The organism is Streptomyces sp. NPDC058880 (genome assembly GCF_042742535.1).
GTDB lineage: Bacteria > Actinomycetota > Actinomycetes > Streptomycetales > Streptomycetaceae > Streptomyces.
In genome coordinates this window covers 8,259-22,896 of record NZ_JBHYMC010000020.1, presented here as the reverse complement: position 1 = coordinate 22,896, position 14,638 = coordinate 8,259, and the positions used below count along the sequence as shown (strand labels likewise).

The window sequence follows — 14,638 nt, the reverse complement described above, 5'->3', positions numbered from 1 at the left end:
ACCGGGCGGGTCCGGGCACCGTCCGGAGCCGGCTGCCGGGCCGCCGGGCCGCCGGGCTCACTCGACGGTCTGGCGGCCCTCGGGGCGGGCACTGCACGAGCTGCGGAAGGAGCAGTGGTCGCAGTGGCGGCCCGTGGCGGGCGTGAAGCGTTCGTCCAGGACGCGGCCGGCGGCGGTGGCGAGCAGGTCGCCCACCCACTCCCCGTCGAGGGGCTCCTGGGCCTGGACCTTGGGGACCGTGCCGCCGCCGTCGCGCTGCGCGGCGCCCTGGCGGAGCTGGACGAGCTCGGCGCCGCCGGGGGCGGGACGCCGGCCGTCGAAGGCCTCGTCGACGGCGCCCTCGCGGACGGCGAGCTGGTAGACGGCGAGCTGGGGGTGGCGGGCGACCTCGTCCCTGCTGGGCGCGGACTTGCCGGTCTTGAAGTCGACGACGTACGCACGCCCCTGCGGATCCGCCTCGACGCGGTCCATGGAGCCGCGGACACGGACGGCGACGTCACCGGCTTCGAGCGTGACGTCGAACTCGTGCTCGGTCGCCACTGCCGTCCGGCCTCCGCGGTCGGTGGTGTGCCAGCGCAGGAAGCGTTCGAGGGCGGCGCGGGCGTTCTCCTTCTCCTGGGCCGACTTCCAGGGCGCGTCGAAGGCGAGGGCGTCCCACACCGAGTCGAGCCGTTCCATGAGGACGGCCAGGTCGGCGGGGGTACGGCCGGAGGCGACCTCGTCGGCGAGGACGTGGACGACGTTGCCGAAGCCCTGGGCCGCGGTGGACGGGGCGTCGGCCTTGACCTCGCGGCCGAGGAACCACTGGAGGGAGCAGGTGTGCGCGAGCTGGTCCAGGGCGCTGCCGGAGAGGGCGACGGGCCGGTCCCGGTCGCGCAGCGGAACCCTACTGCGGGTGGGCTCGTACAGGCCCCACCAGCGCTGCGGGTGCGCGGCGGGGACCAGGGGGCGGTCCTCGTCGTCGGTGAGGGCGGCGAGGCGGGCGAGGCGGCGGGCGGCCGCGTCGCGCAGGGCGGGCGAGGCGTCCGGGTCGACGGTGGTGGCGCGCAGCTCCGCGACGAGCGCCGGTACGGCGAGCGGGCGGCGGGGCCGGCCCGTGACGTCCTTCGGGGTGACGCCGAGCTCGGTGAGGAGGCGGGAGGGCTGGTCGCCGTCCTCGGCGGGGGCTTTGACGGCGGTGACGACGAGGCGGTCGCGGGCGCGGGTGGCGGCGACGTAGAAGAGGCGCCGTTCCTCGGCGAGGAGGGCGCCGGGAGTGAGGGGCTCGGCCAGGCCGTCGCGGCCGATGCGGTCCGCCTCCAGGAGCGAGCCGCGGCGGCGGAGGTCGGGCCAGAGTCCCTCCTGGACGCCCGCGACGACGACGAGGGACCACTCCAGCCCCTTGGAACGGTGGGCGGTCATCAGCCTGACCGCGTCGGGGCGGGAGGTGCGGGCCGTCAACGTGTCGGCGGCGATGTCCTCCGCCTCCAGTTGTTCGAGGAAGTTGAGCGCGCCGCTGCCGCCGGTGCGCTCCTCGGCGCGGGCGGCGGTGTCGAAGAGGGCGCAGACGGCGTCGAGGTCGCGGTCAGCGTTGCGGCCGGCCGCGCCGCCGCGCCGGGCCTGGCGCTCCAGCCGGTCAGGCCAGGGGGTGCCGTCCCAGAGGATCCACAGGGCCTCTTCGGCGGTGCCGCCGCCCTGGAGGAGCTCGCGGGCCTTGCGCAGCAGCAGGCCGAGGCGCTGCGCGCCACGGGCGTGGGCCGGGTCGTGCGCGGTGAGGCGCTCGGGCTCGGCGAGGGCGCGGGCGAGCAGGACGTCGGACGGTGCGGGCACTTTGACGCCCGCGGCCCGCTCCTCCTCGCGCAGGGCGCGGCCGAGCCTCCGCAGATCGGCGGCGTCCATCCCGCCGAGCGGCGAGGCGAGGAGCGTGAGCGCCGCTTCCACGCCCCCGTCACCGTCGGCGCCGTGTCCGCCCCCGACGACGGCCTCGTCGGCCGCGCCCGAGGACCCGTCGACGGGGTCCGCCGCCGCAACGGCCCCTCCTGCGGCAACCGGTGGGGCGGTGGCCTGGTGCGGTCCCGCGGGAGCCGTCCGCTCACCGGGCCCGCCGGGGACGGTGGCCGTCAGGCGGAGGGCCGTCAGGAGGGGGGCCACCGCCGGTTCGTGGCGCAGCGGGGTGTCCGTGCCGTCCGTCTCGACCGGGACCCCGGCGGCGACGAGGGCGCGGCGCATCACCGGGAGGGCGCGCCCGCCGGCCCGGACCAGGACGGCCATGTCCTGCCACGGCACCCCGTCCTCCAGGTGGGCCCGGCGCAGGATGTCGGCGATGTTGTCCAGCTCGGCGCCGGCCGTGGGGTAGGTGAAGACCTCCACCCGGCCGCCTTCCCGGGTGGCCCGCAGGGCGCGGTGCGCGCGGACCGCGGCCGCCGGCAGGCGGGGCAGCGGCATGCGGGTCGTCAGGAGCCGGGTCGCCTCCAGGAGGGCCGCGCCGGAGCGGCGGCCCGCCGTCAGGGCTTTCACCTGTGCGCCCGGGAAGGCGGTCTCGAAGTCGAGCACGTTGTTGATGTCGGCGCCGCGGAAGGCGTAGATCGACTGGTCCGGGTCGCCGAAGGCGACCAGCGTGCCGCCGCGTCCGGTCAGCGCCCGCAGCAGCCGCAGCTGCGAGGCGTCCGTGTCCTGGTACTCGTCCACGAAGATCGCGTCATAGGCCGAGGCCAACGACGGGGTCCGCTCCGCGAGGAGCACCGCCCGGTGCAGGAGTTCGGCGTAGTCCAGTGTGCCCTGCATGTCCAGGACGTCGAGGTACTCGGAGAGGAAGGCCGCCGCCGCCTTCCAGTCGGGACGGCCGATGCGGTCGGCGAAGCCGGCGAGGGACGCCGGGCCCAGGCCCAACTCGCGGGCGCGGGCGAGGACCGCCCGGACCTCGTCGGCGAACCCGCGCGTGGTCAGCGCGGCCCGCAGGTCGTCCGGCCAGCGGATCGAGCGGATCCGGCGCTGGCCCTCCAGGAGGGTGCGGACCATCACGTCCTGCTCGGGGCCGGACAGCAGCCGCAGCGGATCGGCGAACAGGTCGGTGTCCTGGTGGGCGCGGACCAGTCCGTAGCAGAACGAATGGAAGGTGGTGGCCTGTGGGGCGCGCGCCCCGCCGAGCCGCAGGGCGGCGCGGTCGCGCAGTTCGACCGCCGCCTTGCGGCTGAAGGTGAGGATCAGGATCCGGGAGGGGTCCGTACCCGCGTCCACGCGGGCGGCGACGGCTTCGACCAGCGTGGTCGTCTTCCCGGTGCCCGGTCCGGCCAGCACCAGCAGTGGTCCGCCGGGGTGGTCAACCACCGCCCGCTGCGCTGCGTCCAGCACAGGGGGATCCACCCGTTCCGGCCCGGTGCGCACGAGGCGGTACGCGTCGTAGGTCCGCGTACGCCGCCGTTCGGTGCGGTCCGAGGAAGAGGTGATCACGTGAGGTGCCGGTCCTGGTGGGTCTGCGGGGTGTGGCGGTGCTGCCGTGACGGCTCGCGCGGAAGCCGAAGAGGCAACGCTACGGCAACCGGCGCGTACCGCGCAGTCCCCCCGGGTACCCCGGACGGGGGTTCGCGCGGCCGCTCGATCGCCCGCCCCGGCGCCGCATGGCCGAAGCTGTCAGGTGTGAGCCTCGTCGCGTCCGTCGTCCCGTCCGGGGCCCGGTCCGCCGGTGTCCGGACCGCCCTCCGGCCCGGGGGACCCGTCCCAGCGTGCCCGGCGCATGTCCAGGCGCGGGTCGCCGCCGGCCGCCAGGCGCAGCGGCGTGGCCTCGGTCCGGTAGTGCTCCAGGGCGCGCGCCTGGTGTCCGGGCAGCGGCAGCCCGTCCGCCCGCACCACGCGCCACCAGGGCACGGCTCCCCCGTACAGGGCCATGACGCGCCCGACCTGGCGCGGCCCTCCCTCGCCGAGCCATTCGGCGACGTCCCCGTATGTCATCACCCGGCCGGGCGGAATACGCTCGACGGCCTCCAGTACGCGCTCCGCGTACGCGGGCAGCTCCTCACTCATTCAGCACATGGTGCAGTACGCCGGCCACCCGCCGGCGGATGTTGTGGTTCCGGACCGGCGCGCACCCTGATGCCCCGGCGGCCCCTCGGTCCGTGCCACCATCTTCCGGGCGGTGACTGGTGATACGTGATCAAGAAGAGACGGATGTGACGACTAAGGAGCAGGGTGTGAGCCCTCCGGAAGGCGCGGCGGGGGACGACGGCGCGCGCCCTGGCGACGGCCCCGCCTCCCGCCCGCAGAACCGCCCCGAGGACCTCGCCCCCGACCTCGCCCCCGACCTCCCGGCCGGCCGAGCCCCCGACGGCGACGCGCTGGCCCCGCACGGCCACGCCCCGACCGACGCCGACCGGGTCGAGGTCGACGAACCGCTGCTCGCCGCCCGCGTGCACCGGCCCTCCGACCTCGTACGCCTGCTCGTGGGCATCCTCGGCATCGCCGTCCTGCTCGGCATCGCCGCCTTCGCACACGGCACCACCGTCGGGCTGGAGGAGGACATCAGCAAGGGCACCGGCCAGGCGCCGGACCTGCTGATCAAGGTCGCGGCGCTGGTCTCCAGCATCGCGGTGCTGCTGCTCCCGGTCGCCTTCGCGATCGAGCGGCTGATCAAACGCGACGGGCTGCGCATCGCCGACGGCGTGCTCGCGGCCGTCCTTGCGCACGGCGTCACCCTGGCCACCGACCTGTGGGTTTCCCAGGCCGCCCCCGGCACCATCCAGGACGCCCTGACCCGTCCCGCGGGCGGCGGGACCCTCACCGATCCCGTGCACGGCTACCTCGCGCCCGTGATCGCGTACATGACCGCCGTCGGCATGACCCGCAGACCCCACTGGCGTGTCGCGCTGTGGGTGGTCCTGCTGCTCAACGCGTTCACGATGCTGGTCAACGGCTACACCACCCCCTTCTCGATCATCCTCACCGTGCTGATCGGCTGGAGCGTGGCCTACGGCACCCTGTACGCCGTCGGCTCCCCCAACGTGCGACCCACCGGGCAGAACCTCCTGGCCGGTCTGCGCCGGGTCGGTTTCCAGCCGGTCAGCGCGATGCGCGCCGAGACGGCCGAGGGCCCCGAGGCGTCCGAGGCGGGCGACCGCGGCCGGCGCTACCACGTCACCCTTGAGGACGGCCCTCCGCTCGACGTCACCGTCGTCGACCGGGAACAGCAGGCCCAGGGCTTCTTCTACCGCGTTTGGCGCCGTCTCACCCTGCGCGGCATCACCACCCGCCGCAGCCTGCAGTCGCTGCGGCAGGCCCTGGAGCAGGAGGCGCTCCTCGCGTACGCGGCCATCGCGGCCGGGGCGAACGCGCCGAAGCTGATCGCCACCTCGGAGCTGGGCCCGGACGCGGTGATGCTCGTGTACGAGCACTTGGGCGGCCGGCCCCTGGACTCCCTCCCCGACGAGGAGATCACCGACGAGCTGACCCGCAACGCCTGGGAGCAGGTGCACGCCCTGCAGTCACGGCGGATCGCCCACCGCAGGCTCACCGGGGACGCATTGGTGGTGGATCGTTCCGGCAACGTCACCCTTACCGACCTGCGCGGAGGCGAGATCGCGGCCGGCGACCTGGTGCTCCGGATGGACGTGGCACAGCTGCTGGCCACGCTCGGCCTGCGGGTCGGCGCGGAGCGGTCGGTGGCCTCGGCGGTGTCGGTGCTCGGCCCGGACATCGTGGCGGACTGTCTGCCGCTGCTCCAGCCGATCGCGCTGAGCCGGTCCACCCGGGCGTCGCTGCGCAAGCTGGCCCGGGAGCGGGCGGAGCGCGAGCGGGAGGCCGTACTGGAGTCCTCGCGCGCGGCGAAGGCCGCGCGCGAGGCGGGCTCCGCGCCCCCTTCCGCGCCGACCTCGGCCGCCGCCGAACGCAAGGCCGAGAAGAAGGCCCTCGACGACGCGCTGGACGAGGCCCGCGAGGAAGACCTGCTGAGCCAGATCCGCCAGCAGGTGCTGCTGATCCGCCCGCAGGCGCCGGTGGAGCCGGCCCGGCTGGAGCGGATCAGGCCGCGCACCCTGGTGTCGTTCATCGCGGGCGCGTTCGGTGCGTACTTCCTGCTCACCCAGCTGGCGCACGTGGACTTCGGGACGATCATCGCCGACGCGCAGTGGGGCTGGGTCGGGGCGGCGCTCGCCTTCTCGGCCCTCACCTACTTCGCGGCGGCGATGAGCCTGCTGGGCTTCGTGCCGGAGCGGGTGTCGTTCCTGCGGACCGTGGTCGCGCAGGTGGCCGGGTCGTTCGTGAAGCTGGTGGCCCCGGCGGCGGTCGGCGGTGTCGCGCTGAACACGCGCTTCCTCCAGCGCGCGGGCGTCCGGCCGGGTCTGGCGGTCGCGAGCGTGGGCGCCTCGCAGCTTTTCGGTCTGGCCAGCCACATCCTGCTGCTGCTGTCCTTCGGCTACCTGACCGGAACGGAGAAGACGCCGGAGATGACCCCGTCCCGGGCGGTCATCGCGGGGCTGCTGACCGTGGCGGTGCTGGTGCTGGTGGTCACGGCGGTCCCGTTCATGCGGAAGTTCGTGGTCACGCGGGTACGGGCGCTGTTCGCGGGCGTGGTGCCGCGCATGCTGGATGTGCTCCAGCGGCCGAAGAAGCTGGTGACGGGCATCGGCGGGATGCTGCTGCTGACGGGCTGCTTCGTGATGTGCCTGGACGCGTCGATCAGGGCGTTCGGCGGCGGCGAGGCCATCAGCTACGCGAGCATCGCGGTGGTGTTCCTGGCGGGCAACGCGCTCGGTTCGGCGGCGCCGACGCCGGGCGGCATGGGCGCGGTGGAGACCACGCTGACACTGGGGCTGATCGCGGCGGGGCTGGAGAAGGAGGTTGCGATCTCTGCCGTGCTGCTGTTCCGCCTGATGACCTTCTGGCTGCCGGTGCTGCCGGGGTGGATCTCCTTCAACTTCCTGACCCGCAAGGAAGCGATCTGAGGCGTGATCTGCGGCGGGCGGCGTTCGCCGGGCGACCGCCCGCGCCGCGGGTCCGTGCGGGTGCGGACGCGGGCCGTCCCCGGCCCACCCGAACGGGTCAGCGCGCGGGCGGGGGCGGACGGGGTCACGCACGATGGTGACATGCCCAAACACCTCCTGCGGGTCGCCGTCGCCGTCGCCCTCCTGGCCGGGGCGGCCAGTACCAGTGGCTGTTCCGGAGGCGGGGAGGAGAAGCCCCCCAAGGCCGGCGGCACCGAGGGGGCGCCCCCGCTGAAATGGGGGGACTGTGAGCCTCCGACGGCCGCCGAGGGGGGCGGGCAGGCACCGCCCAAGGACTGGCAGTGCGCCACGCTCCACGTGCCGCTCGACTACGCGGATCCCGAAGGAGAAACGATTCCTCTGGCCCTGATCCGGGCGAAGGCCAGAAACCAGGACGAGCGCCTCGGCTCGCTCGTGTTCAACTTCGGCGGCCCCGGCGGGTCCGGCATCGCCACCCTGCCCGGCGCCGCCAAGGAGTACGAGGCCCTGCGCGAACGCTACGACCTGGTGAGCTTCGACCCGCGCGGGGTGGGCCGCAGCTCCCCCGTCCTGTGCCTGGACAACAGCCAGCTCGACGCCTACTACGCCTCGGACTCCTCCCCCGACACCCCGGAGGCGGAGAAGGCCTACCTCGACAACACCCGCAGGTACCAACAGGCCTGCGAGGCCAAGTCCGGAAAGGTGCTCCCCTACGTCGGCACCCGGAACGCCGCCCGCGACCTCGACCGGATCCGCCAGGCCCTCGGCGACGAGAAGCTCAACTACTTCGGGATCTCCTACGGGACCGAGCTCGGCGGGGTCTACGCCCACCTCTTCCCCGACAAGGTCGGCCGGGCCGTCTTCGACGCCGTCGTCGACCCGACCGCGACCGCCGAGGAAGGCGCGCTCGGTCAGGCCAAGGGCTTCCAGCTGGCCCTCGGCAACTTCGCGCAGGACTGCGTGGACCGCGGCGACGAGTGCCGGCTCCAGGGCAGCACCGCCAAGGAGATCGAGGACAACATCATCAAGCTCCAGACGCGGCTGGCCGCCCAACCCGTCCCGGGGATCGGCGACCGGATGCTGACCGAGTCCGCGGCCACCAACGGCATCGCCCAGGCGCTCTACTCCGAGGAACTCTGGCCGCTGCTCGAACAGGGCCTGGACGAGGCCGAGGGCGGTCAGGGGCAGCTGCTGATGGCGCTGTCCGACGCCCTCAACGGCCGCGACCAGAACGGCGCCTACAGCAACATCGGCGCCGCCAACACCGCGATCAACTGCGTCGACTCCAAGGACCGCTACACCCTGGAGCAGACCAAGGCCAAGCTGCCCGCCTTCCGGGCCGCCTCACCGGTGTTCGGCGACTTCCTCGGCTGGGCCATGATGGGCTGCACCGGCTGGCCGGTCCCCGGCACGGCGTCCACCCCGGACGTCTCCGCCCCGGGGGCCGACCCGATCCTGGTGATCGGCAACACGGGAGACCCGGCCACCCCGTACGAGGGCGCCCGCAAGATGGTCGAGCGGCTCGGCCCCGGCGTCGGCGTGGAGCTCACGTACAAGGGCGAGGGGCATGGGGCCTACAACAGCGGCGACCCGTGCGTGCAGGGCGCCGTGAACTCCTACCTGCTGGACGGCAAGGTGCCGCCCTCGAACACCGTCTGCACCCCGCCGCCGGACCCCTCCCAGTCCCCCGCGCCACCGTCGGCGTCGGCCTCGGTGGAACCCCTCGGCGCCTGACCGACCGGGGCCGGGGACGCGCAGGCAGCGCGAAGGGGCTGTACCCGCTCTGCGAGCGGGTACAGCCCCTTCGCGGAAGGATCAGTAGACCGGCTTCTCGGGCTCGATCTGGTGGACCCAGCCGATGACGCCACCGCCGACGTGCACCGCGTCGGCGAAGCCCGCCGACTTCAGGACCGCCAGGACTTCCGCACTGCGGACACCCGTCTTGCAGTGCAAGACGATGCGCTTGTCCTGGGGCAGGTCCTGGAGGGCCGTGCCCATCAGGAACTCGCCCTTGGGGATCAGCTTCGCGCCGGGGATCGAGACGATCTCGTACTCGTTGACCTCGCGGACGTCGATGATCTCGATCAACTCGTCGCCGTCGATCCACTCCTTGAGCTGCTTCGGAGTGATCGTGGAGCCGGCGGCCGCCTCCTGGGCCTCTTCCGAGACCACGCCGCAGAAGGCCTCGTAGTCGATGAGCTCCTTGACCGTCGCGTTCGGGCCGCAGACCGCGCAGTCGGGGTCCTTGCGGACCTTGACCTGGCGGTACTGCATCTCCAGGGCGTCGTAGATCATCAAGCGGCCGACCAGCGGCTCGCCGACACCGGTGAGGACCTTGATGGCCTCGGTGACCTGGATGGAGCCGATGGACGCGCAGAGCACGCCGAGGACACCGCCCTCGGCGCAGCTGGGCACCATGCCCGGCGGCGGGGGCTCCGGGTAGAGGCAGCGGTAGCAGGGGCCGTGCTCGGACCAGAAGACCGAGGCCTGGCCGTCGAAGCGGTAGATCGAACCCCAGACGTACGGCTTGTTCAGCAGCACGCAGGCGTCGTTGACGAGGTAGCGCGTGGCGAAGTTGTCCGTGCCGTCGACGATCAGGTCGTACTGGCTGAAGATCTCCATCACGTTCTCGGCTTCGAGCCGCTCTTCGTGAAGGACCACGTTCACGTACGGGTTGATGCCCAGCACGCTGTCGCGGGCGGACTCGGCCTTGGATCGGCCGATGTCCGACTGGCTGTGGATGATCTGGCGCTGCAGGTTCGACTCGTCGACCTCGTCGAACTCCACGATGCCCAGCGTGCCCACGCCGGCCGCGGCCAGGTACATGAGGGCGGGCGAGCCGAGGCCGCCCGCGCCCACGGCCAGCACCTTGGCGTTCTTCAGGCGCTTCTGACCGTCCATCCCGACATCCGGGATGATCAGGTGGCGGGAGTACCGACGGACCTCGTCAACGGTGAGCTCAGCAGCCGGCTCGACCAGGGGTGGCAGCGACACGGGGACTCCGTAGATGTGACGACTTAACGGTGGTTCTCTCCGTAACACTGCCACGCCCGTCTTCATTCCAAGACACCTGTTCCGATACGTGAGACGATTTCGTCCCAGTAGCCGGGCATCGAGGCCCACGGGTCGCGGTCCCCGACGGCGCGCCGGTCGGTGAACCAGATCGTGCCGGCGCCCTGCCAGCGGGCGATCCGCATCGCCTCTTCCAGATGAGTGCGCGGGACTCCGTGGACCAGGTGGCAGAACCGCTCCGGCGGGTACTCCGCCGTCCACTCCGCCACCTGCGACCAGCGGTAGTCGGTCCAGGCCCCGGAGAAGGTGACCAGCTGGTCGGCGGCCTCCGCGTAGCCCGCGTACGGGTGGGTGCCGTGGCCGAGGACGATCCGCAGGTCCTCGCCCAGGCTCCGCAGGGCGTCGACGACCCGGCGCACCGCGTCCAGGTCCGCCTTGTCGGCCGGGGCCTCGGCGAGGTAGAAACCGCCGACGCCGTACCAGTCGCGGAAGCGGTGGGCGTCGGAGACCAGCTCACCGAAGGACCGCGCCCCGTCCCGCATCGCGAGATGGCCCAGGACCGTGCCGCCCGCGCGGTGCAGCTTGGCGGCCGCTTCGGTGCAGTGCGGGTCGGGCCGGCCGCCCGGGCCGTCCGTGACGTTCAGCACGGCCCAGTGCAGCGGGGTGCCTGGGCGGGTCAGCTCGGCCCACTCGACGGGAGCGAGCAGCGGGTGGGCGTAGCCGGGGATGCCCAGCCCGAGACGGCCCGCACCGGTCGCGGCTGCCGTCAGGGCGCCGGGCGGAGTGGTCAGATGCGGCACGCCGCCTCCATCCAGATGTCCGCGAGGGACTCTTCCAGGCCGATCCGGGGCCGCCAGCCGAGCCGGTCGCGGGCGGTTCGCACGTCCGCCTGCTGCCAGGCTCCGCATCCGTCCGGGTAGGGATACGACTGGGGAGCCGCCGCGGCCATCTGCTCGGCAGTGGCCTCGGAGCGGGGGCTCCCGATGGAGGCGAGCCCGGCCGGGCGGCCGGGGTGCCCGTGCGCCTGTTGGGAACCGCCGTGCGGCACGTCCAGCTCGTGCAGGGCTCCTCCGTAGCCGGCGACCCGTGCCAGGACGGCGGCCGCGTCGCGCAGCCGGACGGCACGGCCGGTGCCGATGTTGACCACGCCCTGGGCGGCGGACAGGGATGCCGCGTGCACGGCCCGCGCGACGTCCCGTACGTCGACGAAGTCGCGCTGCACGCCGAGCCCGCCGAGCTTGAGCTCGCCGTCGCCGGACTGCATCGCCCGGCGCATGGCCTCGGCGAGTCGGCCCAACGGGGATCCGGCAGGGGTGCCCGGGCCGACGGGCGAGAAGATCCGCAGCACGACGGCGTCCAGACCGGAGCCGAGCACCAGCTCGGTGGCGGCCAGTTTGCTGACGCCGTACGGTCCGCCGGGTCTCGGGACGGCGTCCTCGGCCGTGGAGGACCCCGGCTGGCTGGGCCCGTACTCGGCGGCGCAGCCGAGCTGTACGAGCCGGGCCCCGCAGCCGCTGCGGCGGAGTGACTCGCAGATCGTCGCGACGGCGACGGTGTTGTGCCGGGTGAGCTCGCGGGCCCCGCCCCGGGTCGCTCCGGCGCAGTTGATGACGACGCCCGGGTGGACGGCGTCGAGGAAGCGGGTGAGCGCTCCGGGGCTACCGGTGGCGAGGTCGAAGCGGACGTCGGCGTCGTCGCCGCGGCCGAGTGCGGTGAGCTGCACGGCCGGGTCGGCGAGCAGCCGGTCGGCGACGTAGCGGCCGAGGTATCCGTTGGCTCCGATCAGCAGCACCCTCATCGCGCGACCCCTTGGTCGGTTGGCTGGCCGGTCATGTCTGTTTCTCCTTGCGGACGTGTGGATGGACGGGGCGGGGTACAGGCTGAGTGCCTCGGCGCCGGCTCCGAAGGGCTGTGGTGGTCCCGGGGGGCGTCAGGTCCTCGCGTGCGCGCAGGCGCGGGACAGGGCGAGGACGGTGTGTACGAGGAGGGCGGCCGCGGCGGCGGTGGCCGCCGCCGGAGTCGGGACCAGAGCGACGGCGAGTGCGGCGGCGACGGGCCCCGGGCGGGTTCCGTGCCGAAGCTGGAGCCTGGTCAGGAAGAGCAACAGGGCGAGCGGCACGGCCGCCGCGAGCGGTGTCCCGGCGAGGACGGCGGCCCCCGCGGCGGCCCCGGTGAAGACGCCGACGGACGCCAGCAGCAGGGGGCGCGCCCGGGCCGCGAAGTCCTCCAGGGCGCGGCTCCCGCCGAGCCGGGTCCGGGCCCCGGCGGCGAAGGCCGCGGCGAGCAGGTGCCCGGGGGCGACGGCCAGTGCGAGGCAGACCGCGAGGGCGGTGCCGTACCGGTACACGGCCCAGCCGGCGACGGCGGCGGCGAGCAGGTGCGCGAGCCAGGGGACGCGGCTTCCGGCGGCCCGCCCCGGCCACACCAGGGCGGCGACGATGGCGGCCACGGCGGCGGGCCCGGCCCATGCCTGGCCCGCACCGGCCGCGGCCGCGGCGAGGGCCCCGGGCAGTAGCGCGCAGCCGAACCGGCGGAAGGCGGACGGCCCGGCCGGGACCAGGGCCGGCGCGGCGGCGGGCACCTCCCCGCGCGGGCTGCGGGCGTACAGCTCCTCGGCGAGGGAGAAGACGTCGCGGTGCCGGAAGCGGGCGGCGGTGCGGTCGGTGATGCCGTGCGCCTCCAGCCCGGCGGCGATCTCCAGCGGGTCCACGGCCCGCTCGCACAGCTCGCGGTGCCGGTGCAGCAGGGCCTTGACCGGATCCCCCGCGGCCCGCCGGCGGGCCTGGCCGGCGACCGGCGACGGCAAGGGTGCGGCCGGGACCGGGGCGTCGGGGCCGGGCGTCTCGGTGCGGACGGCCTCGGGGGCGACGGCTTCGGGGTCGACGGTGGTCATACGGCGGCCTCCGCGGTCGGTTCCGGTGCGGGCTTCGCCCAGGTCGGGCTGGTCCAGTGCCCGGGTACCCGCGCCTCCGGGGGGCGGGCGAAGGGGACGCCGCCGTCGGGCCGTTCGGAACCCCTGGCGAGCAGCCGCAGGTAGATCTCCTGGAAGGCGGTGACGTTCTGCTCGACGGTGAACAGCTCCAGGGCCCGTGCCCGGGCGGCGGCTCCCAGGCGCTCCGCCCGCTCGGCGTCCCCGAGCAGGGACAGACAGGCTTCGGCGAGCGCCTTCGGGTTGCGCGGCGGGACGACCAGCCCGGTGCCTCCGATGACCTCGCGGACCGCGCCCACGTCGGTGGAGACGGTGGCGCGCCCGCAGAGCATCGCCTCGGCCAGGGCGAGGGGGAAGCCCTCGATCACGGAGGACAGCACGACGATCCGCCCGGCGCCGTAGGCCTCGGCCGTGGAAGGTGCCTCCGGTCCGCCGATCTGCTCGAAGGCGACCGGGTTCTCCCCGACGGTGACGCGGTCCGCGGCCTCATCGGGGAACAGCTGCGCGGCGAGGCTACGGCAGTCGGCGAGGTAGCCGGGGTCCGCGGCCGTGGCGAAGATCCGCAGGCGGGTGCCCGGCTCGGCCCTTCTGATCTCGGCGAAGGCGTGCAGCAGTGCGATCAGGTCCTTGGCGGGCTCCACCCGGCCCACCCACACGAGCGTGTGGGGGTCCCCGCAGTCGGCGGACTCCCCCACGGTGGCGAATCGGTCCGCCTCCATCCCCGGGTAGACGGTCCGCAGCCGGTCACGGGTCGCGCCGCAGCGCTCCTGCCAGCGCCGGGCGTGAGCGTTGCCGGGGGTCAGGAAGTCGGCCCGGGCGTAGATCTCGCAGGCCAGCCGCAGGTGGAAGGCGGCGCGCAGGGCCCGTACCGCGGGGCGGGGCTCCTCGCCCCCGCCCGCGCCGAGGTGGGACAGGTAGTGGGCGCGCAGCTGGACTCCATACTCGGTGACCAGCAGCGGGACTCCGAAGAAGCGTTTGGCCAGTAGACCGGGGAGCGCCGCCACCCCACCCGCGCCGGCGTGGCAGACGTCGACGGCGCCGAGGCCCTCGCCCCGGGCGTCCTCCTCGTACCAGTCGAGGGACAGCGGGCGCAGCATGCGCTCCAGTTCGTCCACGAACTCCAGCAGGTCCGCCACCTGGGCGACCTGCACGGTGCGACTCGCGCCCGGGGCCCGACAGGCGGCCTCCAGTGCCCGCACCGCGGACTCGGAGCGCAATGCCGCATACAGCCCGCCCTGTTCGCGGGCGAGGCCGGCGAGACCGTACAGACCGGTGGCGAAGGGCTCCGGCGAGCCGGAGCAGACCCCGTGGACCAGTTGCTGGAAGCAGTCGGTGAACCGGCGGCGCTCACGCCGGGAGTAGCTGCGCCCGTCGTCGGCGGGGGCCCACAGGGGGGCCGTGCGGACGTGGGTGACGTGCTCGGGCAGCGGGACCCGGGCGCGCTCCTGCTCGGCGCTGCGGCTCAGCGCGTAGAGCTCGAACTCGTGCTGCGGGAGTCCGTGCACGAGCCGGTCGCACCACGGCGCGGCCTCGCCCGTGGCATACGGATAACCACCTTCTGTGAGCAGTCCGATCCGCACGAGCGGCACCCCCGATCTCCCGTTCAGGCGGTCGCCGTCGGTCAGGCGACCCGCTGCGGGAGAACTCAAGCGGATGGACCGGAGGCGGGGGGGGGCGGTGTGGGGGGCGCCCCCCCCCCCGGGGGGGGGGGGTGGACGTAGGCGGCCGTGGGGGTGGGGGGGGCCCCCGCGTTCAGAGCACGGCGGGC

At 74.2% G+C, this 14,638-nt stretch carries 9 protein-coding genes; 2 read left to right on the top strand and 7 right to left on the bottom strand.

Going from position 1 to position 14,638, the window contains the following annotated elements:
* Positions 1-57: 57 nt before the first annotated feature.
* Positions 58-3,429 carry an ATP-dependent helicase gene (locus ACFW2G_RS14525; protein ID WP_384453078.1) on the bottom strand — a complete coding sequence of 1,124 codons (3,372 nt, stop codon included), beginning with the start codon at positions 3,427-3,429 and terminating at the stop codon, positions 58-60.
* Between the two features lie 180 nt (positions 3,430-3,609).
* The gene (locus ACFW2G_RS14520; protein ID WP_384453075.1) at positions 3,610-3,999 is read right to left on the bottom strand and encodes an MGMT family protein; all 390 of its coding nucleotides are present in this window, start codon (positions 3,997-3,999) and stop codon (positions 3,610-3,612) included.
* A gap of 119 nt (positions 4,000-4,118) precedes the next feature.
* Here ACFW2G_RS14520 and ACFW2G_RS14515 point away from each other — a divergent pair, with 119 nt between their 5' ends.
* Together ACFW2G_RS14515 and ACFW2G_RS14510 are read left to right on the top strand one after the other, a co-directional pair.
* Positions 4,119-6,911 (top strand): YbhN family protein, encoded by a 2,793-nt coding sequence (locus ACFW2G_RS14515; protein WP_384453072.1) that lies wholly within the window; start codon positions 4,119-4,121, stop codon positions 6,909-6,911.
* 141 nt (positions 6,912-7,052) lie between these two features.
* On the top strand, positions 7,053-8,663 hold the full coding sequence (locus tag ACFW2G_RS14510) for an alpha/beta hydrolase (RefSeq protein WP_384584338.1): 1,611 nt from the start codon (positions 7,053-7,055) through the stop codon (positions 8,661-8,663).
* A gap of 81 nt (positions 8,664-8,744) precedes the next feature.
* Here the strand turns inward: ACFW2G_RS14510 and moeZ are convergent, their stop codons facing one another.
* The 5 genes from moeZ to pelF form a co-directional block, all read right to left on the bottom strand.
* Positions 8,745-9,923 (bottom strand): adenylyltransferase/sulfurtransferase MoeZ, encoded by a 1,179-nt coding sequence (gene moeZ / locus ACFW2G_RS14505; RefSeq protein ID WP_037919559.1) that lies wholly within the window; start codon positions 9,921-9,923, stop codon positions 8,745-8,747.
* Positions 9,924-9,985: 62 nt separating this feature from the next.
* Positions 9,986-10,741 (bottom strand): spherulation-specific family 4 protein, encoded by a 756-nt coding sequence (locus ACFW2G_RS14500; RefSeq protein ID WP_037919557.1) that lies wholly within the window; start codon positions 10,739-10,741, stop codon positions 9,986-9,988.
* Positions 10,729-11,739, bottom strand: a complete 1,011-nt coding sequence (locus ACFW2G_RS14495; protein ID WP_037919555.1) for an NAD-dependent epimerase/dehydratase — start codon at positions 11,737-11,739, stop codon at positions 10,729-10,731. The genes ACFW2G_RS14500 and ACFW2G_RS14495 overlap by 13 nt, the downstream gene beginning before the upstream one ends.
* 132 nt (positions 11,740-11,871) lie before the next feature.
* Positions 11,872-12,834, bottom strand: a complete 963-nt coding sequence (locus tag ACFW2G_RS14490; RefSeq protein WP_384584341.1) for a hypothetical protein — start codon at positions 12,832-12,834, stop codon at positions 11,872-11,874.
* Positions 12,831-14,450: a GT4 family glycosyltransferase PelF gene (gene pelF / locus ACFW2G_RS14485; RefSeq protein ID WP_384584350.1), complete on the bottom strand. Its 1,620-nt coding sequence runs from the start codon at positions 14,448-14,450 to the stop codon at positions 12,831-12,833. Before pelF ends, ACFW2G_RS14490 begins: the two co-directional genes overlap by 4 nt.
* Positions 14,451-14,638: the final 188 nt, after the last annotated feature.

Excerpts from the sequence above, each read along its gene's own strand:
- ACFW2G_RS14520 (WP_384453075.1), bottom strand. The coding sequence starts at position 3,999 with ATGAGTGAGGAGCTGCCCGCGTACGCGGAGCGCGTACTGGAGGCCGTC.
- ACFW2G_RS14510 (WP_384584338.1), top strand. The coding sequence starts at position 7,053 with ATGCCCAAACACCTCCTGCGGGTCGCCGTCGCCGTCGCCCTCCTGGCC.
- ACFW2G_RS14495 (WP_037919555.1), bottom strand. The coding sequence starts at position 11,739 with ATGAGGGTGCTGCTGATCGGAGCCAACGGATACCTCGGCCGCTACGTC.
- ACFW2G_RS14490 (WP_384584341.1), bottom strand. The coding sequence starts at position 12,834 with ATGACCACCGTCGACCCCGAAGCCGTCGCCCCCGAGGCCGTCCGCACC.